The organism is Bradyrhizobium sp. I1.14.4 (genome assembly GCF_050435825.1).
GTDB lineage: Bacteria > Pseudomonadota > Alphaproteobacteria > Rhizobiales > Xanthobacteraceae > Bradyrhizobium.
Window position 1 is genome coordinate 50,496 of the sequence record NZ_JBNDLA010000030.1, and the last position, 25,850, is coordinate 76,345.

20 protein-coding genes and 5 pseudogenes are annotated in these 25,850 nt (G+C 59.9%); 14 read left to right on the top strand and 11 right to left on the bottom strand.

Features of this window, described 5'->3' with window-relative positions:
- Positions 1-17: 17 nt before the first annotated feature.
- The 7 genes and pseudogenes from ABIB78_RS34075 to tnpB (ABIB78_RS34105) form a co-directional block, all read left to right on the top strand.
- The gene (locus tag ABIB78_RS34075) at positions 18-1,385 is read left to right on the top strand and encodes a dicarboxylate/amino acid:cation symporter (protein WP_429032820.1); all 1,368 of its coding nucleotides are present in this window, start codon (positions 18-20) and stop codon (positions 1,383-1,385) included.
- An 879-nt stretch (positions 1,386-2,264) separates the two neighbouring features.
- Positions 2,265-4,928, top strand: a complete 2,664-nt coding sequence (locus tag ABIB78_RS34080) for a PAS domain S-box protein (protein ID WP_429032823.1) — start codon at positions 2,265-2,267, stop codon at positions 4,926-4,928.
- The gene (locus ABIB78_RS34085) at positions 4,925-5,602 is read left to right on the top strand and encodes a response regulator transcription factor (RefSeq protein ID WP_429032826.1); all 678 of its coding nucleotides are present in this window, start codon (positions 4,925-4,927) and stop codon (positions 5,600-5,602) included. The genes ABIB78_RS34080 and ABIB78_RS34085 overlap by 4 nt, the downstream gene beginning before the upstream one ends.
- A gap of 93 nt (positions 5,603-5,695) precedes the next feature.
- Positions 5,696-6,082, top strand: a complete 387-nt coding sequence (locus tag ABIB78_RS34090; protein ID WP_429032829.1) for a response regulator transcription factor — start codon at positions 5,696-5,698, stop codon at positions 6,080-6,082.
- A 116-nt stretch (positions 6,083-6,198) separates the two neighbouring features.
- A pseudogene (locus ABIB78_RS34095) lies at positions 6,199-6,369 on the top strand (IS701 family transposase); the annotation flags it as partial.
- 387 nt (positions 6,370-6,756) lie between these two features.
- Entirely contained in the window at positions 6,757-7,170 is a 414-nt protein-coding gene (gene tnpA / locus ABIB78_RS34100) for an IS66-like element accessory protein TnpA (RefSeq protein ID WP_429032831.1), read from the top strand.
- Positions 7,167-7,367, top strand: a pseudogene (gene tnpB, locus ABIB78_RS34105) (IS66 family insertion sequence element accessory protein TnpB); the annotation flags it as partial. The gene tnpA (ABIB78_RS34100) and the pseudogene tnpB (ABIB78_RS34105), both read left to right, overlap by 4 nt.
- A gap of 15 nt (positions 7,368-7,382) precedes the next feature.
- Here tnpB (ABIB78_RS34105) and ABIB78_RS34110 read toward each other — a convergent pair.
- The 4 genes from ABIB78_RS34110 to ABIB78_RS34125 form a co-directional block, all read right to left on the bottom strand.
- Positions 7,383-9,500, bottom strand: a complete 2,118-nt coding sequence (locus ABIB78_RS34110) for a recombinase family protein (RefSeq protein WP_429032834.1) — start codon at positions 9,498-9,500, stop codon at positions 7,383-7,385.
- Entirely contained in the window at positions 9,497-9,772 is a 276-nt protein-coding gene (locus tag ABIB78_RS34115) for a hypothetical protein (RefSeq protein ID WP_429032836.1), read from the bottom strand. The genes ABIB78_RS34110 and ABIB78_RS34115 overlap by 4 nt, the downstream gene beginning before the upstream one ends.
- A 29-nt stretch (positions 9,773-9,801) precedes the next feature.
- Positions 9,802-10,266 (bottom strand): helix-turn-helix domain-containing protein, encoded by a 465-nt coding sequence (locus ABIB78_RS34120; protein WP_429032839.1) that lies wholly within the window; start codon positions 10,264-10,266, stop codon positions 9,802-9,804.
- A gap of 115 nt (positions 10,267-10,381) precedes the next feature.
- Positions 10,382-10,717 (bottom strand): DUF5372 family protein, encoded by a 336-nt coding sequence (locus ABIB78_RS34125; RefSeq protein WP_429032870.1) that lies wholly within the window; start codon positions 10,715-10,717, stop codon positions 10,382-10,384.
- Positions 10,718-10,734: 17 nt separating this feature from the next.
- Here ABIB78_RS34125 and tnpB (ABIB78_RS34130) point away from each other — a divergent pair, with 17 nt between their 5' ends.
- Together tnpB (ABIB78_RS34130) and tnpC (ABIB78_RS34135) are read left to right on the top strand one after the other, a co-directional pair.
- Positions 10,735-10,914: an IS66 family insertion sequence element accessory protein TnpB gene (tnpB, locus tag ABIB78_RS34130; RefSeq protein ID WP_429032840.1), complete on the top strand. Its 180-nt coding sequence runs from the start codon at positions 10,735-10,737 to the stop codon at positions 10,912-10,914.
- A gap of 121 nt (positions 10,915-11,035) precedes the next feature.
- Positions 11,036-12,582: pseudogene (gene tnpC / locus ABIB78_RS34135) on the top strand (IS66 family transposase).
- Between the two features lie 57 nt (positions 12,583-12,639).
- Here the strand turns inward: tnpC (ABIB78_RS34135) and ABIB78_RS34140 are convergent.
- Both ABIB78_RS34140 and glmS read right to left on the bottom strand, forming a co-directional pair.
- Positions 12,640-12,870: pseudogene (locus ABIB78_RS34140) on the bottom strand (transposase); the annotation flags it as partial.
- A gap of 152 nt (positions 12,871-13,022) precedes the next feature.
- Positions 13,023-14,849, bottom strand: coding sequence for a glutamine--fructose-6-phosphate transaminase (isomerizing) (gene glmS, locus ABIB78_RS34145; protein WP_429032872.1), 1,827 nt, complete (start codon positions 14,847-14,849; stop codon positions 13,023-13,025).
- A gap of 1,527 nt (positions 14,850-16,376) precedes the next feature.
- Between glmS and gmd the strand changes: the two genes are divergently transcribed.
- Positions 16,377-17,462 (top strand): GDP-mannose 4,6-dehydratase, encoded by a 1,086-nt coding sequence (gmd, locus tag ABIB78_RS34150; protein WP_429032842.1) that lies wholly within the window; start codon positions 16,377-16,379, stop codon positions 17,460-17,462.
- Complete coding sequence (gene fcl, locus ABIB78_RS34155; RefSeq protein ID WP_429032844.1) at positions 17,443-18,402, top strand: GDP-L-fucose synthase; 960 nt, start codon at positions 17,443-17,445, stop codon at positions 18,400-18,402. The genes gmd and fcl overlap by 20 nt, the downstream gene beginning before the upstream one ends.
- A gap of 321 nt (positions 18,403-18,723) precedes the next feature.
- Here the strand turns inward: fcl and ABIB78_RS34160 are convergent, their stop codons facing one another.
- Complete coding sequence (locus ABIB78_RS34160) at positions 18,724-19,056, bottom strand: hypothetical protein (protein ID WP_429032845.1); 333 nt, start codon at positions 19,054-19,056, stop codon at positions 18,724-18,726.
- A gap of 449 nt (positions 19,057-19,505) precedes the next feature.
- Between ABIB78_RS34160 and tnpA (ABIB78_RS34165) the strand changes: the two genes are divergently transcribed.
- The 3 genes from tnpA (ABIB78_RS34165) (at position 19,506) to tnpC (ABIB78_RS34175) (ending at position 21,933) form a co-directional block, all read left to right on the top strand.
- The gene (gene tnpA, locus ABIB78_RS34165) at positions 19,506-19,907 is read left to right on the top strand and encodes an IS66-like element accessory protein TnpA (RefSeq protein WP_429032874.1); all 402 of its coding nucleotides are present in this window, start codon (positions 19,506-19,508) and stop codon (positions 19,905-19,907) included.
- A complete protein-coding gene (tnpB, locus tag ABIB78_RS34170) occupies positions 19,904-20,254 on the top strand; it encodes an IS66 family insertion sequence element accessory protein TnpB (protein WP_429032847.1) in 351 nt (116 codons plus the stop codon). The genes tnpA (ABIB78_RS34165) and tnpB (ABIB78_RS34170) overlap by 4 nt, the downstream gene beginning before the upstream one ends.
- Positions 20,255-20,349: 95 nt before the next feature.
- The gene (gene tnpC / locus ABIB78_RS34175; RefSeq protein ID WP_429032850.1) at positions 20,350-21,933 is read left to right on the top strand and encodes an IS66 family transposase; all 1,584 of its coding nucleotides are present in this window, start codon (positions 20,350-20,352) and stop codon (positions 21,931-21,933) included.
- Here tnpC (ABIB78_RS34175) and ABIB78_RS34180 read toward each other — a convergent pair whose 3' ends face one another.
- From ABIB78_RS34180 to ABIB78_RS34195, 4 genes and pseudogenes are all read right to left on the bottom strand, one after another.
- Positions 21,934-22,371: a hypothetical protein gene (locus ABIB78_RS34180; protein WP_148756476.1), complete on the bottom strand. Its 438-nt coding sequence runs from the start codon at positions 22,369-22,371 to the stop codon at positions 21,934-21,936. It abuts the gene before it with no gap.
- 137 nt (positions 22,372-22,508) lie between these two features.
- Positions 22,509-23,003: pseudogene (locus tag ABIB78_RS34185) on the bottom strand (MFS transporter); the annotation flags it as partial.
- A 1,192-nt stretch (positions 23,004-24,195) separates the two neighbouring features.
- Positions 24,196-25,086, bottom strand: coding sequence for a sulfite exporter TauE/SafE family protein (locus tag ABIB78_RS34190; RefSeq protein WP_429032853.1), 891 nt, complete (start codon positions 25,084-25,086; stop codon positions 24,196-24,198).
- Positions 25,087-25,331: 245 nt separating this feature from the next.
- Complete coding sequence (locus ABIB78_RS34195; RefSeq protein WP_429032855.1) at positions 25,332-25,514, bottom strand: hypothetical protein; 183 nt, start codon at positions 25,512-25,514, stop codon at positions 25,332-25,334.
- Between the last annotated feature and the right edge of the window lie 336 nt (positions 25,515-25,850).

Genomic DNA, 25,850 nt, shown 5'->3' on the forward strand with positions numbered 1-25,850 from the left:
TTCGGGAAGGAAGCGTCATGACCACCATGGCAACAACGGCGCCCGCGCGCGCGTCGCAGACTTGGTATAAAATTCTCTACGTCCAGGTATTGATCGCAATCGTAATTGGCGCCATCCTTGGGTGGTCGTGGCCATCGGTCGCGACCAACGACTGGGTCAAGGCCCTCGGTGACGGGTTCATCAAGCTGATCAAGATGGTGATCGCGCCGATCATCTTCTGCACCGTCGCATCCGGCATCGCGCATATTCAAGATGCAAGAAAGGTCGGACGTGTCGGCGTCAAGGCGCTGGTTTATTTCGAGATCGTCTCCAGCTTCGCCTTGGCGTTGGGGCTTGTTATGGGCAATCTCGTCCAAATCGGCCGTGGCCTTGCGGTCAAACCCGACGCTGCGGCGGTCGCCAATTACGTCAAGCAGGCGGAAGCCTCGAAGACCGTCGATTTCTTTCTCAATATCATTCCCGATACGGTGGTCGGCGCCTTGGCTCGCGGCGACGTTCTGCAGGTGCTCCTGTTCGCGATCCTGTTCGGCTTCTCGCTGATGGCGCTGGGAGAGCGTGGAGAACGGTTGCGCGGCATAATTGATGACCTCGCGCACGCCGTATTCGGCGTGATCGCCATCATCATGAAAGCGGCCCCGATCGGTGCGTTCGGCGCGATGGCCTTCACGATCGGCAAGTTCGGGCCGGCGGCGCTCGGGAATCTGATCGGTCTGATCGCGCTGTTCTATGCGACGGCGGCGATATTTGTGGTAGTCGTGCTCGGTCTGATCGCGCGCATCGTCGGTTTCTCGATCTTCAAGTTCATCGCCTATATCAAGGACGAGGTCCTGATCGTGCTCGGCACCTCGTCCTCGGAAAGCGCGCTGCCGCAGTTGATGGAGAAGCTCGAGCGGCTTGGCTGCTCCAAGCCCGTGGTCGGCCTCGTGGTGCCAACCGGCTACTCTTTCAACCTAGACGGCACCAACATCTATATGACGCTTGCGACACTGTTCATTGCCCAGGCACTCGGGGTCGATCTCACGTTTGGCGAGCAGCTCACGATCTTGCTCGTGGCGATGCTGACCTCGAAGGGAGCGAGCGGCGTCACCGGCGCAGGCTTCATCACGCTCGCCGCGACATTGTCGGTGGTCAACCCAGCGCTCGTGCCGGGGATGGCAATCGTGTTCTCGATCGACAAGTTCATGAGCGAGGTGCGAGCTCTTACGAACATCACCGGCAATGGCATCGCCGCGGTGTTCGTGTCCTGGTGGGAAGGCGAGCTCCAGCACGCGACGCTGCACGCCCGCCTCAACCAGCCCACCGATTCCAGCAGCACCGCCAACGGAAGAAGGAGGCAGGCTTCGGATTTTACGCATGATGACAAGAAGCGTCGAACTCGACCGTAACCAATTCACGCTTCTTCGCTGTTCAAGTCGGTAGAGCCGAGTTGGAATGCGAACGGAGCGTTTTTCACCAGGTCTTCGGACCGCTCCGCTGGATCAAGGCCGCACCCCGGCAACGGCCTCTGAAAAGATCCGCTCACACGGGCGTAAACGAAATTGTTTTCGGCAGTCATCTGCAGGTCACCTTTCGAGGTGAAAGCTCCTGGCTGTCCAAATGCCGGCACAAGGTTGGCCAAGTCAGACACTACGTTAGGACAGAACGCACCCGCCCTGGCGGCCAAGGTAGCTGGGCTGCGCATGAAACGGCTGGTGCGCGACCACCGCAAACGTCGCCCGCCCATGTGGTGGCGATCTCACTGGCGCAACTCGATTCATCCCTTTGTTCCGGTGCATGTCGGGCATCGGACCGCGACGGAGATTGGCACCTTCGCCAAGCCGAGATGAAGCTCACAGAGCTAATGTCACGCCCTCCACAGCTTTGTCGCTGCTCTTTGCAGATTCGGCAGCGCGTGCCTTATTGTTTCAGCCTCAGCTTCCAAGCTGACGCGATGTAGCCGTTTTCTGCCGCGTAGGATGTGCCTGGCCGCCACGCAGCTGTCTGTGCTCGGCCGGCTGCCTTCAGCCTCAGGCGCCGCCAGAGTAATAGGCAGCGAAGGAAAACAGACGTCTCATGCGCGATTGTACGCACGTCAGCGCGTCATATCGAAAGGTTTAGGACAACTATACCTACGTTTGTAATGCGTCTTTCTTCGCCGCGTGCTGAGTCCCTGCAAGCAATCGATCTCCGAACCACCCCGCGAGCATGTCTTGGGCCGAAGGATTGCCTCATTTTTGCCTAAGATGTTATAGTTCTCCGCTGGAGAAAGGCCGGACGGTCCAAAAATGTATAACCAGTTCAGCAATTTCAAACGTTCGGCCACGCAGCTTGCTTTCGGCAGCATAACGCTGGCGGGGATGACGCTAGCTTCCCTGTACCTTGATACGCATTTTGCTGCGACGGCGTTCGCCTATTTGCTGGTGATATTGCTGTTTTCGTTGATTGGCAGCTTTATCGCATCGTACGCGCTTTCCGTCTTAGCCATGGCTGCTTTGTCGTACTACTTTACTTCGCCGGCATTCAGTCTGAGGATCGACGACCCTCAAGTCTTTCCAGTGGTTGTCGCATTCTTTACTGTCTCGATTGTCGGAACGCACCTCATCGGAAAAGTCCGGCGGGAGAGAGAGGTTGCGCGTGAAGCTGCCGCTGAGCTCCGGCGCAGCGCGGCCGATTTGAAGGATCGCGAAAAGCAGTGGCGCGCAATCTTTGAGCACAATCCGGCCATGTACGTCATGGCCGATGAAGCCGGTACTGTCCTCAACGTCAATACGTTCGGCGCGACAGAACTCGGCTATGCGCGTTCCGAACTGATCGGTCAATCCGTCCTGGGAGTCTTTCTGGAGGAGGATCGCGAGTTCGCTCGCAAATGTATTCGGACGTGTCTTGATAATATCGGTCGATCGCAAACCTGGGAGGCCCAGAAAGTCAGGAAAGACGGCTCGGTACTGTGGGTACGCGAAAACGCCAAAGCCATGCTCTGGGCCGACGACCGGCCCGTTGTCCTCATAGCGTGCGAAGATATCACGGAGCGAAAGCGGACCGAATTTGCCCTGCAGCGCAGCGAAGCACATTTGGCCCAGGCGCAGGAGCTGAGCCAAACAGGCAGCTTCAGCTGGAACGTCGCCACCGGCGAGGCCTTTTGGTCGAAGGAGACCTTTCGAATTTTCCGGCTAGACCCGCAGACGGTTCCGGCGCCGCACCTGGTCGTCGAGCGCACTCATCCAGAGGATAGGGCTTCGGTTCAAGAGGTCATCGATCGAGCGAGGCGAGATCCAAAGGATTTCGAGCATGAATACCGGCTGCTGCTGCCGGATGGCTCGGTGAAGCACGTCCACGCGCGGGCGCGAGCCACGACAACCGCCACTGGTGACATCGAGTTTGTCGGAGCAGCGACGGATGTCACGGCAGCACGGCAAGCAGAACAGCAGCTGCGCCGCAGCGAGGCCTATCTGGCCGAAGCCCAGCATCTCAGTCACACGGGCAGTTGGTGCTGGGATGCCCACCGTCTCGATTTTATATATCGCTCCGCCGAGGTCGATCGTCTGTTTGGCTTTGATCCGCAAGAGACCGTGTCGATAGAGACCATTCGATCGCGCATCCATCCAGACGACCTGCCGCGGCTTCAAGAAGTGCAGCGACTGGCTAGAGACGACAAGGAAGGCCGTTTCGAATATGATTTTCGAATCCTTCTCCCAGATGGCTCGATGAGGCACATACATTCTGTGGCCCATGTCGCGGTTGGCAGCGAAGGCAATGTCAGCGAGCTCATCGGAACACATATGGATGTCACTGAGCAGTACGCAGCCAGGGAACGCCTTGAAAACGCACTTGCTGCGCTGCGCGAAAGCGAGCAGCGCTTTCGCGACTACGCCGAAACGGCTTCCGACTGGCTCTGGGAGACCGGGCCAGATCATCAGGTCACCCACTTTTCCGAGCACACCAGCGCTGCGGGGATCCTGGCCAAAGGACTGGTGGGTCTGGACATTGCTTGCGACGTCGAGGACGAACCCGAGAAATGGCGGCAACATCGTGCGAGGCTGGACGCACATCTGCCGTTCCGTGATCTGGTCTATCGCACCGTCAACCGGATCGGATGTCCGATCTACGTCCGGACGAGTGGCAAGCCATTTTTTGATGTAAACGGCAATTTTCTTGGCTACCGCGGCGTCAGCACCGACATCACCGCTATAATTCGCGCAGACCAGGCTGAACAAGAGCTGCGGAAGGCACAGGCGGAACTCGCCCATGTGACGCGCGTGACGACACTTGGGGAGCTGACAACCTCCATCGCCCACGAAATCAACCAGCCGCTCGCCGCTATTATCAACAACGGCGACGCGTGCCTTGGTTGGATGGGGCGCGAAACTCCCGATCTCTCCGCCGCGCGCTCTTCGGTTGAGTGGATAATCGAAGATGCAATCCGGGCAAGCGAGGTGATCCGTCGTATTCGCGCGCTTGCGAAGAAAGGCGAGATCGAGATGCTGCCGCTCGACATCAATGATGTCGTTAAGGACGTCATTGCGCTGGTGAGACGTGAGCTGGTCAGCCACCGAGTGACGCTAAGAACGGAACTGGCGGCAGCGCTGCCAGCAATTCTCGGTGACCGGATTCAGCTGCAACAGGTGATCATCAATCTGGTCATGAACGGGATCGAAGCCATGGACGCAGTTACGGACCGGACCCGCGAACTGGTGATCCACTCATCTAGGGACGATATCGGACACGTGCAGCTTGCCGTGACTGATTGCGGCGTCGGGATCGCCGACAATGACCCTGAGCGAGTGTTAGACCCCTTTTTCACAACAAAATCGAATGGCCTTGGCATGGGTCTTTCGATCTGCCGTTCGATAGTGGAAGCTCACGGAGGGCGCCTTTCGATCGTCCCCAAGCAGCCGCCGGGAGCGAGCTTTCGGTTTGACTTGCCGTCGCACAAGGAGGTCGTCACGTGATCGAGCGCCCCAACTTCCCGCGCGAAGACAGCAAGTCCGAGGCGTCGACAAATGCGATTGTCTTCGTTGTCGAAGACGACGCCTCGATGCGTCGCTCGCTTACGAACCTCTTTCAATCCGTCAGCCTGGAAGTCGTTGCATTCGGATCGGCCCGCGAAATGCTGCAGAGCAAACTTCCGGACGTTGTTAGCTGCCTGGTTCTTGACGTCCGGCTGCCTGGCTTGAGCGGCCTAGAGTTCCAGACTGAGCTAGCCAGATTGAACATTCGTATTCCCACCATTTTCATTACCGGACATGGCGACATCCCCATGAGCGTCAGGGCTATGAAGAGTGGAGCGGTCGATTTTCTGACCAAACCGTTTCGCGATCAGGAACTGCTGGACGCCGTGATCGCGGCGACCGAGCGCGATCGCAAAAGACGTGAGGCCGAGCAGACCGTCGCGAACCTGCAGTCCCTGTTTGAGACCCTAAGCCCGCGCGAGCAGACGGTGATGAAACTGGTCGCCACCGGCCTGATGAACAAGCAGATCGCCGCCGAACTGGGGCTCGCCGAGATTACGGTCAAAATCTACCGCGGACACGTGATGAGAAAGATGGGCGCCCGGTCGCTGCCGGCTTTGATCAGAATGACTGATTCGCTGGGAATCCGCGCCAATCGCTCCGAACAAACCTAAGTATGATTTTACAATTTAACGACTCAAGCCCACTTTTCGGCCAGGGTGGCTAATGCCTCGGGAGCCGCTATTCCCGCCTCAGGAGGGCTTGTCTTGTCCACGCCTTTAATTTCTGTGGTTGATGACGACGCGTCGGTCCGTGCGTCGACAGAGAATCTTTTGAAATCGCGTGGCTACATCGTTCAAACGTTTGCGTCGGCCGAGGCGCTTTTGAGGTCGCCTCGGTTGAACGAAACCTCCTGTGTAATCACGGACGTGCAAATGCCGGTTATGAGCGGCTTGGATCTGATGGTGGAAATGCGGATTCGTGGTTACGCTGCGCCGTTCATTTTCATTACTGCATTTCCCAACGATCGCTTGCGCGCCTCAGCCCTGAGCGCGGGAGCGATTGGCTTCTTGGCTAAGCCCTTCGCCGGGCATACCCTGATCGAGCGCCTCGATGCCGCTCTGAAGGAGAACCGCGGCGGGGCTGACACCTGAAACGATCGGCAGGCCGCCAACCTCATGTCGATCTCAGCGCGTCTCATGCGAGACGATCTCGATCGACGCCCTGGCAGTCGAGCACGCTGCCCATTCAGTTAGGCTCCCCTCAGGCGGGTCTGCTGATTCGTCGTCGTATCGCCGGTGGCGATCTCGCCTCCTTCACCACCTGGTGTCCAGCGGGAACGTCTATCGAAACGCCGGTGACGGTCGAAGGCCGTCGGTGGGCGATCGAGGACAGCGTTGAGACTGCGAAGAACGAGTTTGGTCTCGATCACAACGAGAGCACCGGCCCCTGCCGAGAGGCGCTTGAAATAGAGAGGCTGCCTACGCCGCCCCACTCCAGACATGCGCTGACAGCAGTTCGTTCGAGGAGCGGGACAGCAATTCCCGCGCCGAGAATGAGGAGCGGCTCTCTTGGTCAACCAGATCTGCGGCCTCGCGATAGGAATCCATTGCGATCGCTGGCCGACAACCGTATTTGCTGTTGTACCAATCCGCGTCGCCGCGAGGGCGTCAGCCGGTCGGCTGTTCCCGAGGTCGCGCAGCCATGCGGCAGCTACGAGCAACTTCGTATACAGCAGATTGAAAGTAAGCGGTTCTCTGCCCCCACCTTGTCGGGTGCGCGCTGACCGGCAAGATACGAGCCGTCACATACAGTACGGTTCGCATATATGGTTGACCATATCGTTGACGCTTCGGGGCCGCGGGGCCGGGTGGATATCCAGGTCGGTGCGGGACGTCGCCGCCGATGGAGCGACGAGGTCAAGGGGCGGATCGTGGCGGAGTCGTATGCGCCGGACGCGGTCGTGTCGGAGGTGGCGCGCCGGCACGGCATCTCGCCGCAACATCTTTTCGTGTGGCGCAAGGCGGCGCGTGCCGGTGTGCTCAGCCTGCCGGCCGACGAGGCGCCACTCTTCGTTCCGGTGGTGACGGAGCTACGTGGCGCTGGGCCGGGCACGGAAGCGGCAACGCGGAGCTCGACAACGATCAGCATTGAGATTGGCGGAGCGGTGGTTCGCGCGGCGGCTGGGGTCGACCCGGCATGGCTGCGCGATGTGCTGCGGGCCGTGAGGGCGGCGACATGATCGCGGCTTCGGCGGGCGTGAAGGTTATGGTCGCGACGAGGCCGGTCGACTTCCGCAGGGGTGCCGACGGTCTCGCCGCGCTGGTGCGCGAGCAACTCCGCCATGATCCCTTCTCGGGAACGATTTTTGTCTTCCGTTCGAAGCGCGCGGACCGCTTGAAGATTTTGGCCTGGGACGGGTCCGGACTGGTGCTGCTGTGGAACTAACTGGCTTCATACTACAGCCCTTTCTTTGGGATCGGTGCATTTTGAAGAGTTGAGCTGACGAATGATCTCAGCGCGGTGGGCAAGCTGATTCCATCGGCTGCATTGCTTGGCCGGAACGTGCGGTCCTGGCGGTTCATAGAGGCCGATATAGCCATTGTAGGCATGTCTTTTCACGATGCCATATTTCGCCCATCTGACCAGGGTACTTTCGGTGATACCGAGTTTGGCGCAGGCCTCCGCTTTTGTCAGCATCCCCCGTTCGCGCAGCCGATCATAGCGAGAGCGCAGACCATATTGTTTAACAAGATAGATGACCCGCAAATCAGTGAACTTCGCGTCGGCCTTAGCACGGCGTGCTGAGCCGCCGGGGCGGATCCCTCGATCATTCAGGATGTCAGCGATTTCGGCGCAGATATGATCGTCGAGAAGCTTGTCGACCAGTTCGACCACCTCGGGCCGGGTCTTTACCTGTTGTGCGGAGGATTTTGGGTTCTGAGTGGTCAATGTTTCGGTCTTTCCGCCTTTGAAGCGGATGTGGATCCGGGTCTCTCCCTCGGCCGGGAACTTGAGCAAGGTGACGTCTTCGACGAGATAGGCAAGGAGCCGCTTGCGTTCGCGGTTCGGCAAGGTCCGATCACACCAGACTGTTTTGAAGTCGGCCGTCATGGCGATCAATCGATCCCGGATCGCATCGTCGAGCGTCACCCGATCTTCGCGCAGAGCACGTTCTCTTTCTTCTCGCACATCAGCCAGCACGCGCAGTTTTTCGTTCCATTCGCGTTCAAGAGTATCGGCAACCAGGCGGTTGTTCGGATCAACCAGCATGAACCGCCGCTGTGCAAGATCGGCATCGATCTGGGCGCGTTCGACGGTACGGAGCCGGAGTTTGTCCGCTTCGTCATGACGCGCTTCGATCTCTTTTCGAATCTCCAATGCTAACTCCACGGCGGCAGGCGTCATTTCGGCGGCGATCAATTCGCCGACCGCTTCGTCGACAGGCCAGCCTGCGATCGACTGACAGTGGGGTTCGCCGCGAGAGGCGTATGCGCGGTGACAGACATACCAGGTGTCCACCTGGCCGCGTCGGGCCGCGTAACGGGCGCTCATATGACTGCCGCAACGCCCGCATATGACACGCCCTTGTAGTAAAGCCGCGCCTTCGCGCGGTGGCGAAGCGCGGACGGCTTGATAACCTTGGCCATTGGCCTCGAGTACCTTGAGGTTGTGCTGGAACTGCTCCCAGCTGATATAGCCGGGATGGGCGTCCGGAATGCAGGCGAGCCATTCCTTGGGGTCCCGTTTGCGGAGCTGTTTCTTTCCATCGACGGTTCGGCGGTAAAGGCGCTGGCCATAGGCATAGACACCCGCGTAACGAGGATTGTGCAGCATGCGCATGGCGGTCGATGTGGTCAGCTGTTGGAAGACCACTTGTTTGCCGTTGCGCAGACGTGAGGGGAAGAGCAGACCTTCCCTGGTGAACGTCTTGACGGTCTGCGTAGCCGACCCGACCCGCGAGAACGTCTCGAAGAAGTGGGAGATCATCTCCCGGATCTGAGCGTCCGGATCGAGAACGACATCGCCAATCTCATCATAGATAAAGCCGGTCGGCAGAGGGCAACGATATTCACCACGACGCGCCTTGTTGAGGATGCCGCCGCGTAATCGGGCCTTGATAACATGCAGCTCAGCTTCGCTCATCGTGCCCTTGAGCCCGAGCAACAGGCGGTCATTGAAGTTGGCCTGGTCGTACACGCCGTCTTCATCGAGGATAAGCGTGTCAGCCAAGGCGCATATCTCTAGCAGTCGGTGCCAGTCTGCATTGTTTCTGGCGAGGCGGGATACCTCCAGCCCCATGACGATCCCCGCGCGCCCCATGCCGACATCGGACACCAAGTGCTGGAAGCCCTCGCGCCATGACGCAGATGCGCCGGATTCGCCCTGGTCGCTGTCGATGACGATGATCTGGTCGTCGCGCCATCCAAGTCCGATCGCGCGACCGCGAAGATCGTATTGACGCTTGGTGCTTTCGACGTTCTCCATGACCTGTCGCATCGACGACTGCCGGATGTAGAGATAGGCGCTCCGCTCGAGATGATGCGATTGGACCTTGAGCTTTTCGTTCATGCTGTTTTCCGTTCAGGAGTCGCCATCACGATGGCGGCGAGCAAGTGGATGATTGTGTGTCGCTCGGAAGTTTCGTCCGCGATGGGCAGGCCAGCCCTCAGCGGCACGGCAATGGGTTGGCGCCGGCAAGGCTCACGCAAAATCGCACGCGTCCACGCCCACATGCCGCGGTGCACAAGGATGGTAAGGCCGCTGCGCGCCTCCGGCGGTAAAACGGCGCCGAGCGCGGCTGCGCGCAGTATTTCGTATTGTTCGGTGGCGTTGGACGACATCGTGCAATGCGGTCCCGGGCCACGATTGGTCACGCTGTTTTTTTTACGCCGAGCGCACGTTCGATTGTTCTGGGGTGGATATCGAGGCCGAACTCGGTCCGAAGCTGGTTTGCCAGTGCGCGCGCCCGAATGGGTTCGCCGGGCTCCACCTGTGCCTTGAGGAAGGCCAGTACGTCGCCTTGGATCTTGTGTGGCCCGCGCGGTCCGCGTTTCCTGGGCACCAGACCGGGCAGACCCGCGTCCTCGAAGTCCGCTTTGGCCTGATAGAAAGTTGGCCGAGAGACGCCATATTCGTCGGACACCTCCGTTACCGACATTTTGTCGACCGATACGCGCCGCAGCATTTCGTACTTCACTTGCACGATGTCTCGCGGGTCGAAGAAGCCGTTCTCCTGGAATTTCGGGTCGCCGACTTTCTCCGGAGCCGGATTGAGCACCCCATCCGCAGCCAGAGCGCTGACCTTCGATCGCTTGTGTTTGACGCCGTCCGACACCTGCGTCGCTCTCCAAGGTCGACTCAATAAACGTAATTATTAATATGCCGCAAACGACTAAATCGTCAAGCACCACGCTGCCGCCTAATGTATATGATCTGCAAATAAGTAACATTCAGCGAAGCGTCCATGGGCTTTGCGGCGTTATTTCTCTTACATTTCCGGCAAAATTTGCTTTACAGCCTTTCGGCGTCACGCACCTGCCTTGCAACATGAGACGCTCTACAAGGCCGCTGAGAGCCAGTAGATCGGCGAGACTGCATAGTGCGCGCCCATCTCCCACCACACCCTCGAGATTGGAGCCTGCTGCATCGGTCCATTGCGGCGGAACAGAGCAAATTCGGCCATCGTCAAAGCGCAGCAGCAACAGCTTGCCCGCGCGGTTGCCACGCCTCCCGACGCAGGCACCTCTCTGACCGGAATACGGATGAAAGGGATGGGTCACCGTCACAAGCTGCAACGGGACTGATGAACCGCTTGCATTTCCAACTGAGTTACAAACGTCTGGAGCATAACGGGTTCCGCTGGCCGCCGATCAGCGATGGTGTGATGCGGCTCTCCGCCGCGCAGCTCGCCGCGCTGATGGACGGCCTCGACTGGTCGCGTCTGCATGTCCACGACGTTGCGCAGCCGACAGCGACATCATGAGCCGCTGCGACCAACTGAATCAGGCCGCTCTTCGCATGCCACAACGTCCCGCGAATCAGATTTAGTGGTTGATGTGGATGACATCGCAGCTCAGCTTCCGACCGAGATCGACGCGCTGCTGGTGGCGGCGGCGCGCACGGAGCGCGACGCTGCGATCGCAAAGTGCGACGCTGCGATCGCCGAGCGCGACCACGCGCTGTCGCAGATGGATCGGCTGCGCCACCTCTTGCGCCAGCTGCAACGCGCGCAGTTCGGCCGCCGTTCGGAGAAGCTCGATCCGGAGCAACTGCTGCTGGCGATCGAGGACATCGAGCAGGCCCTTGCCGGCGACGAGGCGGCTGAGGACAAGAAGGACCCTGCGGGCGCACGCAAGCGCGCTGCTAAGCGACGCGCCGATCGTGGTGCACTTCCGGCCCATCTGCCGCACATCGACGTGACGATTGCGCCCGAAGATACCAATTGCCCGTGCTGCCGCGCGCCGATGCATGTGATCGGCGAGGAAACGTCGAAGCGGCTCGACGTCGTCCCGGCGCAGTTCCGCGTGATCGTCACCCATCGTCCCAAATTTGCCTGCCGGGCCTGCACGGATGGCGTGGTTCAGGCGCCGGCGCCGGAGCGGCTGATCAAGGGCGGGCTGCCGACCGAGGCGATGGTCGCCCATGTGTTGGTCGCCAAATATGCCTGGCATCTGCCGCTCTATCGGCAGGCGCAGATGCTGCTTGCGCAGGGCATCGACATCAAGCGCGCGGTGCTTGCGTTCTGGGTGGGCTATGCGGCCGCGGAGCTTCATCCGCTCTGGCGGCGGCTGCGCGAGATCATCCTGACCGCGGACAAGATCGCGGTCGACGAGACCACGGCACCGGTGCTGGATCCCGGCCGTGGCCGCACCAAGAAGGGCTTCTTCTGGGCGATCGCGCGCGACGATCGGCCGTGGGGCGGGACCGATCCGCCGGCGGTGGCCTACACCTACGCGCCCGGTCGCGGCGCCGTCCACGCGCTCAAGCTGCTCGACGGCTATCGCGGCATCGTGCAATGCGACGGCTATGCCGCCTACACAAGACCATTGCCAACGCCACCTCTGACGAGGCGATCACGCTGGCGTTCTGTCATCTGCGGCGCCGCTTCTTCGATATCGCAGAAAGCGGCCCTGCGCCGATCGCCAGCGAGGCGCTTGCGCGCATCGCCGCCCTCTATGCCATCGAGAAGACGATCACAGGCCGCAGCGCCGATGAGCGCCGCACCGTCCGACAGACGCGCAGCAAGCCTCTCGTGCTGGCGCTCAAGGCCTGGTTCGAGCAGCAGCTCACCCGCGTCTCGGGCAAGGCGACGATCGCCGAGCATATCCGCTACGCCCTGAACCACTGGGACGGGCTCACGCGGTTCCTCGACGACGGCCGCATCGAGCTCGACACCAACATCGTCGAGCGAAGCATCCGTCCTCTTGTCCTCAATCGCAAAAACGCGTTGTTTGCGGGGCATGATCAGGGCGCGGAGAACTGGGCCTGCATCGCTTCGCTGATTGAGACCTGCAAGCTCTGCGGCGTCGAGCCGCAGGCCTATCTGACCGACGTCCTCACCAAGCTGGTCAATCTCTGGCCGGCCTCCCGTCTGGACGAACTGATGCCCTGGGCCTGGGCCGCCGAGCGCGGAAGAAGCCTCGCCGCTTGACCAACTCCGATCCTGGATCGCGGCCGTTCCGGCGGGTCTCTTCGGCTCGGTGCCGTCCGCCGGCTTCAGCAAGCCGCGGCGGGCCGCCTTGCGCCAGACCGAAAGTTGCTGCGGCGAGATCTCGTGCCGACGCGCGACCTCCGTGACCACGGCGCACGGCGCGTAGGATTCCGCCACTATCTGCGCCTTGACATCGTCGCTCCAACGACGGCGCAGCGGCCGAGCCTGTAACTCGTCAACAACATCCGGAATCATGTTGCGATCCGCTCTCTTCATGACGGAACGCATATTGCAGGCCAGCCCGCCTACAACAAGGTGGGGGAAAATAACCGCTTACGATTGAAAACTTGTCCGGCTCCGTCATCCACAAAGCCGACGCAACCAAAATGCACCCAACGGCTCGACGACGGAGCGCAGCGCTCCGATATAAACGTTACGGCCTATTCCACAGTCACCGATTTTGCGAGATTACGCGGCTGATCTATGTCCGCGCCCATTGCGAGGGCAGTGTGGTAAGCCAAGAGCTGGACCGGAATGGCATAGACCATCGGCGTAAAGCTTGCGACCATCTCCGGCAGCACGATAGTCACGAGTGTATCCACCGTCGCTTCCGAAGCGCCCTTCGCATCGGTGATCAGGATGATCTTGCCGCCACGAGCGGCGACTTCTTGCATGTTCGAGACGGTCTTCTCGAAGACCTCGTCGTAAGGCGCGATCACCACCACAGGCACGGTCTCATCGATCAATGCGATCGGTCCGTGCTTGAGCTCGCCGGCGGCATAACCTTCTGAGTGGATATAGGAAATTTCCTTCAGCTTGAGTGCACCCTCCAGCGCTAGAGGGGCCGATGTGCCACGGCCGAGATAGAGCACGTGCCTCGAGTTGGCGATATCACGCGCGAGTTTCTCGATCTGCGGCTCGATCAACAGCGCCGCAGCAATCAGCCGCGGCACCTCGATAAGCTCACGCACGAGCTTTGATTCATCGATCTCGGACAGCTTACCGCGCTCTTTGCCTGCTACAACGGCAAGCGCCGCCAACACCATCAGCTGACAGATGAATGCCTTCGTGGAGGCGACTCCAATTTCTGGCCCCGCCAGCGTCGGCAGCGCGGATTCGCTCTCGCGCGCGATCGTCGACGTCGGGACGTTGACCACAGATATCGTATGCAGGCCCTGACTCTTGGCGTATCGCAACGCAGCTAACGTGTCAGCGGTTTCCCCCGACTGCGAGATGACGATTGCGAGATCGCCCCTGCGCAAAGGCGCCTCTCTGTAGCGGAACTCGGAGGCCACATCGATATCGACCGGTAAGCGCGCCAGCCGTTCGAACCAGTATTTGGCGATGTGACCGGCATAGCTTGCCGTCCCGCACGCGGTAATTGAGATGCGCTGAATGAAATTAAAGTCGAACGGTAATGTGAGCGGCAGGGCTACGCGCTCGGCTGGCATATCCAGATAATGCGCCAATGTCTGGCCCGCCACAGTCGGCTGCTCGTGAATTTCCTTGGCCATGAAGTGACGATAATTCGCTTTGTCCACCAGAAGTGACGACACGTCAGACTTTGATGTTTCGCGGTGGACGACAGCGCCGTCTGCGCCATAGATCACGCAGATCCTACGGGTAAGCACGGCCCAGTCGCCCTCTTCAAGATAGGTAATGGTATTGGTCAAGGGCGCGAGCGCGATCGCGTCCGATCCTAGATACACTGCGCCGTTACCATGCCCAATCGCAAGCGGCGCCCCCTTCCGTGCACCGATCAAAAGGTCGTCATGGCCTTTGAACAGAAATGCCAGAGCGAAGGCCCCGCGCAGCCGCGGCAGCGACGCTTGTACCGCATCCTGCGCCGAGTAGCCATTTTTGAGGTAAGAATCGACGAGATGCGCCACCACCTCGGTGTCCGTCTCTGAGCCAAAATGAGCTCCATTCCGCTCCAGTTCACCTCGCAGCTCGCGGAAATTCTCAATGATCCCGTTATGGACGACCGCGACATTTTCAGTCGCATGCGGATGTGCATTGCTCTCGGTCGGCTTTCCATGAGTCGCCCACCGGGTGTGACCGATACCGATATGCCCCGATGGCGGACAATTGCGCAGCCGCTCCTCAAGGTTTCTCAGCTTCCCTTCAGCGCGCCGCCGCTCGATACGCAGCCCTTCGAGCGTCGCGAGGCCTGCGGAGTCGTAACCACGATACTCCAATCGCTTGAGTGAAGCGACCAACTGCCCAACGACCGGACCGCGCCCCAAGATGCCGACAATTCCACACATATCGATCAATGCAGCCCAAGTTCCCGGAGCCCGACGTTCCCCCTACAGGAATCTGGCCATGAGATTCGCTTACCCGGTGGTAATTGGTCAATTTCGAGATTGTTGCGGCCGCCTGTATCGCCGCCGCATTCAGAAGCGAGAGTTAGCTCTCTTTCAACCGTCATCGTTTCGCCCAGCTACATTCCGCTTTTGGCTGCCCCCATCGAGTACATAGTCTGATGCGGCTACGAATGGCATAACTGCTCCGAGGTAATCGGGAGATGTAGGTTCGCCTGCGCGGCTTGGTGCTGAATCCAAGCCTGACAAAAACTGACTCTTCGCTCGATAGCGACGATGGATGTCATCGTTGCAGCAAGCCCGCGGCGAGGATATATCGCGCAAGTAGGCTGACGCCATAGATTGAGGACATTCGAACCAGATCGGTAGACCAGTCATCCTACGATAGAACATCATGTCTTGTTTGACTCATCATCGCTGATGAGCCGTTCACGACCCTTTCAGCTAAAACTCCCAAGAAAGTGAGCGGCGACGCCGCCGGACCGGATGGCACTTCGTGTACTGAGGCCCTTGGTTTCACTGAGAGACTCTTCGAGAGGCTCACATCCCGCATCGGCTGCGCTCCTTGGGCAGATAGAAAGATGCAGTCTCCCACTGCCGTCGCATGGCCTGCTCTCGATTTATTCACGCAGCCGTCCTAGCGTGAATTGTCGTATGTTATTGGAAAGTTTTTGGCGCGCTGGTTTAAGAGGCTAATCATACTCGGACAGATGCAAGCTATGCTGGTCGGGATGAGACTAAACGATTGGCATCGAAGCTCTATTGTACGAACGTAAGCTTTCTATATAGAAACGTTCGAGGAACTATACCAACGTTTGCTACTTTTCCCCATTTCGTACTTGCGTCGACCGTCCGCTGCCTACGCGAGCAGGCTGTCAGCAGAAGCTACAGATCGTGGTCGATGACGCTGCCGCCCAGACGGCGCTTTCTGTCCGGAGGTTGAAGGGTCGGGCTTCTTGTAGGCTACGATATTGATGCGTAGGTTTCACTGTGTGCTGCCCTGCGTGTCATCGTTCAGACGAATGCATCGACAACTGCGGCTTCAACACGTCACTCTCCCCCGCTACGAGGAAACCAATCGAATGCATACACGTGCGCCTGAAGATAGATAAGGAGCACAGACGGTTGGCCTCTATCTCGTTGGAAGTATCGCCTAGGGCAGCGCGCCCGGCCGCGCCTAACGGCGTTTGGCATCCATCTCGCCTGCTTAGGATCATCGCGGATATCAGGCAGGTTGCGATGGTTAGTTGACTTTCATTTTTTGAAGCTCAATGGTACTGGCGCGCTCCAGTCCAGTATAAATCTATGTATATAGTGTACATTCTTATGCGATGTGTATGACTAGAGCCAACGATCGCTTTCCTCTAATTGCGAGTGGAGCACGCTTGCGCATGTAGATTTATCGAGAGGCCAATTCGCAAAATAGCGTTTCAAAGGGAAGCTTTCTTTCCGGCGCAATTAAGAGAGATCATGGCGGCTCAGGACTCAAAGCGGCGCGTTGCGCTGATCACCGGCATCACTGGACAGGACGGCGCGTATCTCGCCGAATATCTGCTCGGCCTCGGCTACACCGTGCACGGCATCAAGCGTCGCTCGTCGTCGCTCAACACCGCGCGCGTCGACCATCTCTACCAAGACCCGCATGTCGGCAATGTGCCGTTCCTGATGCACTACGGCGACATGACCGATTCGACCAATCTGATCCGGCTGATGCAGCAGATCCGGCCGACAGAGATCTACAACCTCGCGGCCCAGAGCCACGTCCAGGTCAGTTTCGAGAGCCCTGAATACACCGCCAACGCCGATGCCATCGGCGTGCTGCGCCTTTTGGAGGCGATCCGCATCCTCGGCATGGAAAAGGAGACTCGGTTCTACCAGGCCTCGACCTCGGAGCTTTACGGGCTCGTGCAGGAGGTGCCGCAGAGGGAGACCACGCCGTTCTATCCGCGCTCGCCCTATGGCGTTGCCAAGCTGTACGGCTACTGGATCACGGTGAACTACCGTGAGGCCTACGGCATGTTCGCCAGCAACGGCATCCTGTTCAACCATGAGAGCCCGATCCGCGGCGAGACCTTCGTGACGCGCAAGATCACGCGCGCCGTTGCCCGCATCGAGGTCGGCCTGGAGAACAAGCTCTATCTCGGCAATCTCGATGCCAAGCGCGATTGGGGCCATGCCCGCGACTATGTCGAGGGCATGCACAAAATCCTGCAGGCGGACGAGCCCGACGACTTCGTGCTTGCGACCGGCGAGACGCGATCGGTCCGCGAATTCGTCGAGCTGGCGTTTGCGGAGGTCGGCCGCAGCATCGAATGGCGCGGCAAGGGTGTCGAGGAAGTCGGTGTCGACAAGGCGTCGGGCAAAACCCTGGTGCAGATCGATCCGACCTATTTCCGGCCAACCGAGGTCGATCTTCTGGTCGGCGACGCCAGCAAGGCGCGCGGCAAGCTCGGCTGGGCGCCGAAGACGCCGTTCGCGCAACTGGTGAAGGAGATGGTCGCCAGCGACCTCGTCGAGGCCAGGCAGGATGCGGCCAATGGCAAGCACGGCGTTTGAACTGAAGGGCAAGACGGTTTTCGTCGCCGGCCATCGCGGCATGGTCGGCTCGGCGCTGATGCGCCGGCTGGTGCGCGAGCAGGCCGATCTGCTGACGGTGTCACGCAGCGAGGTCGACCTGCGCGATCAGGCCGCGGTCAGCGCCTGGTTTGCCGCGAAGCGGCCGCAGGCGGTGTTCCTGGCCGCCGCCAAGGTCGGCGGCATCGTCGCCAACAACACGCTGCGGGCCGAGTTCCTGTACGACAATCTGGCGATCTCAACCAACGTGATCCAGGCGGCCCATGCCAATGGATGCGAGAAGCTGATGTTCTTCGGCTCGTCCTGCATCTATCCGCGCCTGGCGCCGCAGCCGTTGCGCGAGGCCTTGATGCTGACCGGCCTGCTGGAGCCGACCAACGAGCCCTATGCCATCGCCAAGATCGCCGGCATCAAGATGGCCGAGGCCTATCGCAGCCAATACGGTGCCGATTTCATCAGCGTGATGCCGACCAATCTCTACGGTCCCGGCGACAACTATCATCCTGAGTACAGCCATGTCGTCGCCGCGCTGATCCGCCGCTTCCACGAGGCCAAGATCTCCGGGGCAAGCGACGTCGTGGTGTGGGGCACCGGCACGCCGCGCCGTGAATTCCTCTATGTCGACGATCTCGCCGAGGCCTGCATCCATCTGATGAAGACCTATTCCTCGCCGGAACTGGTCAATATCGGTACCGGCGAGGACATCACCATTGCCGAATTCGCTCGCGTCGTCGCAGCCGCCGTCGGCTATCGCGGCGAGATCAGCTTCGACACTTCGCGGCCGGACGGCACGCCGCGCAAGCTGCTCGACGTCGGCCGGCTGGCGAAGCTCGGCTGGCGCGCCACGACCTCGCTCGAGGATGGCATTCAGCTGGCATACCGGTCGTATCTTGCCGACAGCAAATGGGCGGCACCAGAGTGATCTGCGTGTTCCCGACAAGCGGGCCCATCGGATGATGAGTCGGGCGGTGAATGTCCCAGCCTGGCTGCCTGCCCCTCAAGTACGGATCAACTTTGCCGCGCGTTGACCAACGCTCTTCGTCAACAACAGCGCTCGGTCGGACGCCAAATACCCGGCGACCCGGTTATTCTAGCGACGACTCAGCCAACCGACTTGTCATGATCGAGACGTGCTGTTCTACTGCCTTCAAGTTGAGACCTGATCGACTCTCAGCCTCAAACGCCGACTCGGGCCGATCACTAGCTCGAAACGTGCTGGGTCCCTTTCTTTCGACCAAGGGTCTTAGCGAGAGTCTGCCATCACCATCCGCGCCGACAGCATGACGATACACATGAGCGCGCCTAAAATCCCGAATGCCAAAGGCAAGCCGGTCATGTGTGCCACGAGCCCGATGCTGGCGGGCCCCACCAGTATACCCGCGTAGCCGGCTGTCGTGATGACCGTGATCGCAACGCCTACTGGCATCACTTTCTGTTTGCCGGCGCGCCGACACAGTACGGGTACAAAATTTGAAATACCCAATCCAATAAGCCGGAACCCCGCCATAGCAATCAACGCAACCGGGGCGGCCACCACAGCCAAGAAGCCTGTCACGATCGGCAGAGTCCCGAGCATTAATTTAGCACGGCACCGATACGCAAGGCATCTCCGCCGAGACGCCCTGCGGTCATCGCGATTGAGAAGAGCATACAACCAAGGCCCCCATGCGCCTCCGCGAGAAGATCTCGCCCAACGAGACGCAAAGCGCTCCAATCGAGCATTGCACCTTCGACAAGAAAGGTGATAGCCGCGAGCACGGCTATTAACAACACACTGCGATGGGGCAAGACAAACAACGGCCCCTGCTGCCTCAATCCCGTCGCGAGCAACCGCGGCCAAGCCGACAAAATCGCGATCATCATTAATGCCGAACAGACCAACGTCGAGATAAAGTGAGCGTCACGCAAGGGCCACGCGCTGAGGGCTGATCTGGTCGGCTAGAAAGATCTCGCGGAATCGTTGGTCGTGAGGTCACAATGTCGAAGGATAGGCGTAAGGATAGCGATAAGGATAGGCATACGCCTATCCTCGAACACGGCGCCGACACGGTGCGGCGTGTCGAAATCATCACCGGGACGGGCCGGCGTCGGCGCTGGTCGACCGATGCGAAGGCGGCGATTGTCGCGGAGAGTTTTGCGCCGGGTGCAAGCGTTTCCGCGGTGGCGCGGCGACACGACATCAGTCCAAGCCTGTTGTTTCTCTGGCGTCGCCGGGCCACGCGCGCGCAGGTCGCGGAGCGCGGGGACAGAGGCATGCCACTTGGCTTTGTGCCGGTCGCGATCACCGGCTGCGGGGGCCAATTGCCGAGTGAGGAGCAGGCGGCGATCGAGATCGAGGTCGGCGCGGTTCGGGTCCGTGTCAGGGGGACAGTCGACCGGCGGGCGCTGTGCGAGATGCTTGCGGCGGTCGGGACGGTTGGCCGATGATCGGGCTCCGACCGGGGTTGTCGATCTGGATTGCGACGCAGCCGGTCGATTTCCGCCGCGGCATGGACTCGCTGGCGATGCTGGTGAGCGAGGCCTTTGGTGCCGATCCGTTCGACGGCGGACTTTATGTCTTCCGCTCCAAGCGCCGAGATCGCGTGAAGATCCTGACCTGGGATGGAAGCGGCCTTGTGCTTTACTACAAAAGAATCGAGGGGCAGTTCACCTGGCCGCCGATCAAGGAAGGCGTCATGCCGCTATCTCATGCTCAACTCTCGGTGCTGCTCGATGGCTCGGACTGGAGGCGTGTGCCGATGCGAATTGTGGATCAGCCAGTACGAGCTGGTTGATCCTTATCAAGAGTCGTTCGTCACTCATGCGGAGTTGTTGTAGAATCACTTTGGGTGATTTGCCTTCCGATCCAGCATTGCTTCGGCAAACCGTGATGGCGCTATCGTCACGGCTTGCGGCGTTGTCGGCGGAATGCAGCTCGCTTTCGGCCGAGCGTGATGCCGCGATCGCCCAACGCGACGCTGCGATCCAGGAGAACGACAAGCTCCTGATGATCCTGTCACAGTACAAGCGCACGATCTTCGGTCCCCGCTCCGAGACACTGGATCTCGGACAGCTGTCTCTCTTCACCATCACGGCACACGCGGCTCGTGCCGCCGCCAACGACGACGTGACCGGAGGCAGGCTGCCTGACGGAGCGGAGGGCCGTGGAAAGCGACCGGCGCGACGCAACCGGGGGAAGCTTCCGGAGCATTTGCCGCGCATCGATGTCGTGATCGATATCGAGAGCCACATCTGCCCCTGCTGCAGCGAGCAGCTGCACAAGATCGGGGAGACCGTCAAGGAAGCCTTCGACGTCATTCCGATGCAGTACCGGGTCAAGCGCATTGTGCGTCCACGGTACGGCTGCCGGGGATGCCGCCAGGGTGTGCTGCAGGCACCCGCGCCGGCCCAGGCGATCGACGGTGGAATGGTGACGGAAGCATTGCTGGCCCACATCGCGGTGATGAAATACGGCTACCAGCTGCCGCTGTATCGCCAGGAGCAGATGTTTGCCGCCCAAGGCATCACGCTCGACCGGCAAACGGTGGCCTCGTGGATGGGCCGCGTCGCCTGGTGGCTGAAGCCGCTTCACGCGCTGTTGCGCCGCGCAGTGATGTCCTACCCGCGGCTATTTGCCGACGAGACGCCGCTGCCAGTTCTCGATCCCGGCCGTGGCAGAACCAAAGTCTGCCAGTTCTGGGCGATCGCCACCGACGACCGCCCGTGGGGCGGCCCGGCGCCGCCGGCAGTGGTCTACGTGTTCGCCGAGGATCGCAAGGCGATCCGCGCCAGGCAGCTGTTTGGAGATTACGACGGCATCCTGCAGGTCGACGGCTACGCCGGGTACAAGCAACTGATCAAGAACGGCGGCCGCCTGGTACAACTGGCGTTCTGCTTCGCGCATGCGCGGCGGAAGTTCTGGGACGTTCACGTCGCGACGAAGTCACCGATTGCCGCGGAAGCGCTGCAGCGGATCGCGATGTTCTACGCCATTGAGGATCGCATTCGCGGTTTGCCGGCGACGCAGCGAGCTGCGGTGCGGCAATCCGACACCAGACAGCTGATCGAGGGCTTCAAGCCCTGGCTCGAGGCGCGACTGCTGGAAGTCTCGAAGAAATCCGGCCTTGGCAAGGCGATCCGCTACACCCTCAACCATTGGGAAGGCCTGACGCGCTTCATCGATGATGGGCGCATCGAGATCGACAGCAATACGGTCGAACGCAGCATCAAGCCGATAGGCCTGGGAAAGAAGAATTACTTGTTTGCCGGCAGTGAGGGCGGCGCCGAAACCTGGGCCACCCTCGCATCGCTCATCAACACGGCAAAGCTGCACGACATCGACCCGCGGCACTATCTGACCGATGTTCTCGAGCGCATCGTCTCCGGACGTACAAAGATCAATCAGCTGCACATGCTGTTGCCGTGGAATTGGAAGGCCGAGCGCGATAGTTCGCAGGCAAGGCTCGCCGCCTGATCAGTTCGACGGCAGGGCATCTGGAACTTCCTGCGCATCGCTGGCGTCGTCGTAGATCTCTTCGCGGATCACGCGCAGCGTCACCTCGTGCAGATACACTTGCAGCGCACTCTCCAACTCGGTGAACTCCGGCAGCAGGACTCGATCGACGAAGCCTCGTGACGCACGGACCATCACCGTGTTGCGTCGCTGCCGGCGATAACGAAACGGCCGCAGCCCATATCGGCGGCAAAGCGCCAAAAACAGGTGCCGGGACCACTGGTCGGGAAGTGAGAATTGCTGTTCGATCGGTGGATCGTGGCGAGCGAGTTCCTCGACCCGAGCCCGCACCCGCCGTAGCGCGGCTTCCGCCGCAAGGCGCTCACCAGCGGTTCCGGCACCCGCGAACAACGCTTCGATCTTCCGAAGCTTCTCGCGCAGCTGCGACTCGCTGGTCATTCTGATCCCCGTTGTCCGCTCCGAACCGGGATCACCCCATCACCGCGCGCCGGTAGCGTCAATCATCCCGACCGCGCTATCCAGAGCATTCCGCGCAAGTCAAGCCCCCGGCACCGATGATCCTCTCGTGACGCTCACGAGATAAACGGGCCAAACTGCAGCGAGAGGAACGAGGTCACGGCGGCAGAGCCGGTGAATTCCCCAATGCTATAGTGGGCGTGGAAGCCAGACATCAATGGACGGCCGGTGGCCCGCGCCAATTCGATCGCGTGAATGTTCATGGCTACATCGATCGAGCCGAGTGAAACGCCGAAAGCAAACAGCGTGGCACCGAGCCTGAGAGGTGTGCCAGCAACAGCAAGCCACGGCAGGATGAGCGCGACACCAAGTCCACCCGCGAGGATGACGGGCTTGCTGCCGTACCGCGTATTCGACAAGCTGGTCAAAAGCATAGCGGCGACGGATCCAGTCCCGAGGCAGAGCAGAAGAAGGCCAAGCATGCGGTCATCTACCGCGAGCCGCTCCTTGGCGAGCGGCACCAAAGGCGCCCAGGCAGCGAGGCCGAATCCGGCAACAAAAAATGCGAGCCGCGTCCCAAGCAGCCCGGCAGACCAATTGGCGGATATTATCACAGGCACTCCTGAGAGAACGGGCTCGTGAGCGCGACGCCCCTCATCCTGCGAGCGTGGCCTGCAAGCGGCCCACAGCTCGACGATGATGGCCTCAAGTCGACAATTTCATCCCTGCAAATGCGATGCCGTCGCAAAACTGGGCCAAGTCTCGTGGGGAAGCGTCAAATAAGAGTGATTGTCGAGCACCCTGATACGGTGTTTCGCCTATCTTCTCGGATAAGCTAGCCCTACGAATGACGATAGTCTTTGCTAGTCTCCGACAGTCGGAGGCGCAACAGCTCAAGGAAGATTTGTCGCAAAACGTACAAAGCCGACGGCGCCAAGCCCCTGTGCGTAATTGGCGCGAACACGGCCGTAAGTTTTATGACAGCATTTTCAGCCAATCCGGAAGCTGTCATCACAAGCAACGGCACAGCGTTACGAGATCAATACAGCGAACATCACCAGAGCGGGTTCTAGATCAACACCTAACTTGGTTCGGCACAATCGCGGAGGCCGAAGGACAGCTCGGTTATGCCCAGTATGCCGACGTCACTCGTGAACTGGTGCGCGACGGTCCATTTCGGATCCCGTTATTCGTGCGGCGCGATCGACGCCTCTGCCTTTGCGTCTGGCTTCTCCGAAAGCGCTCCCGTCAGCCAGCAGCTTCATGCGTTTTCGCGTCGCTCCTCGCAAACGCAGGTCCTAATCCGGATCGGTAGAATTGGAGCGTATCACGTGCCCGCCGAAAGCTTCCGGGCAACCGGAATAGAGCAGGAATGCGTCCGGGTGGCTATCGAACCGGACGCGATCGCCCGCGAGCCGTCAATGTCGGCCCGATACCTGTGGAATTCCAATATTCATTCCCGGATGCAGGCTGCCAGGTGGCTCCCCACGCCGCACTCGGTGTGCTTGTGTCTCGAGTGATCCGTTTGCTTCTCGTTTGGCGCTCGCGGGCGACGACCACAACCACTTCGAACGACACCGCGGCAACATCAGCCTGCAAAAGGTAAGGGTTGTTCTCTGATTCCAAGTTTCCGGCGCCGGTCTTGCTGGGTTGTCTTGGAGCAATCAACCAGATCCCCCATGCCACCATGCTCGGGGGCTGAAAAAGGCGGCGTCGGGTCGCGTGCACTCATCGATTACCTTTTCGATCGGCCTGGTCGAGTCCATGCCGCGCGCGCATTCGATACCAAGGCGCCCGCCGGCATCCTCAAGCGTTTATGTCCGCAGCTCGCCGGGATCGTCGCTCTGACCAGATCGGACTGTGCGTGGTAAAGAACGAGTATAGCAGGCAAAGGTCGATCAGTATCGTCGTCACCATCACGCTATAAGCCCAGGGGCTCTGCACTAGAGCGAGCTCGATCAGCACCCGTGACAGACCGAAGCCCACGATCCAAGCATCAAAGCTCATGCAGACGCGTCGGAATATCTCCGGATCAAGCCGGCGGATGACGTAGGATCCCAACGGGATGCCGAGCACAACGCTGGGTATAAAGACATAGAGCAGGCTGCCGCTTTCGAAAATGAACAAGCCGAGCTTGTAATAGACGAAGGCGGTAACACCCGATTCCGCCACGCGAACCAGGGCTAGGCCAGCGCGAAATTCGCTTTTGACGAGGCCCTGATTGTTAAACAGCGTTGCCAAAGGCGGGCCGGAGATAGTCGTCACCGAATAGAGGATGCCCAGCATCGACCCGAATGGCGGACCGATCAGCCAGCTTGCTTCGATAGGGCGGCGCCAACCTGCGGCTTGCAGGAGGATCAGGGGCAGAATGATCGCGTAGGTAGCGAATCTGATCCAGCCCGGCTGCAGCGATGCCAACGCATAGCCGCCGAGCGCAATGCCCGGCAAGAGCCCAAGCAAGATGGGAAACACTCGTCTCCAAACCGCCGGCACACCCTTCAGATTGATGAGGAGGACGTAGACGTTGACGAAAACCTCGATGATGACAATGGCGGGGTTAAGAACGCGATTGGTGTAGAAAATAAGCGCAAGGGGTACAGTGAGCGACGAAAACCCGTAGCCGATGGCTCCATTTACAAAGGCCGCAAAGCACGTCGTCGCGGCCAGAAAAAACATAGCAGCATCAAACTCAGGCATTTCCTTAACTTTCCTGCCCCGGAGGGCGTCGGATCACGCGTCAGGGAACCAGACGTGAACATTGGTCATCGGGATTGCGGCAGATTTTGACCATTCGCTTGGCAGCTCTAGCAGCCTTCATAGTGATAGTGGCCGTGGTCAAGTGCAGAGGTTTCAACAGTTGCTCCAATTATCGACTTCGGTCGTACAACGAAAGCCGTGCCGTACTTCCCACTACCCGACTACGATCACTCAGCCAATACGTATCAGTCTGTTTTTCGGTTTGCGATCAATGGGTCTTCGTTATGGCGACGCCACCATTTTATAGGGAAGCATGAGTTCTCTCCGCGCCCGGCGAGGTCGAGCTTGGGCGTTCCGCTGCCGTGGATGTCCGGCAATTCGCCGTGGCGGAGCAGCAACGAATCGCTGACGTGCTCTTCGCCGACCATCTGATGCTCCCCAAGCTCGGCACCACGGGCGTGAATATCTCGATGCGGGAGGGAGCGTGAAGCCGTCCCGGGGTCCGTCGCTCATCACACCGGCACCATGAAGCAGTCGTATCTCTTGCGGTGTAGTGCTTCACCGCGGGCGAACGATAGGTAGAGACGAGCGCAGCAGCCGGGAATCATCCTTCGGTATCGTCACGAATTTCGGACCCATCAAATCACCGCGGTCGGCGAGCAACGCCCTGTCTAGCAGTCTGCTGAAAAACCTTGAAATGGATAGTTTTCGTGTTCTCGCCGGTGGTTGTTGGATCGGCGCGGTGGAGTTGGATGTAATTTTTA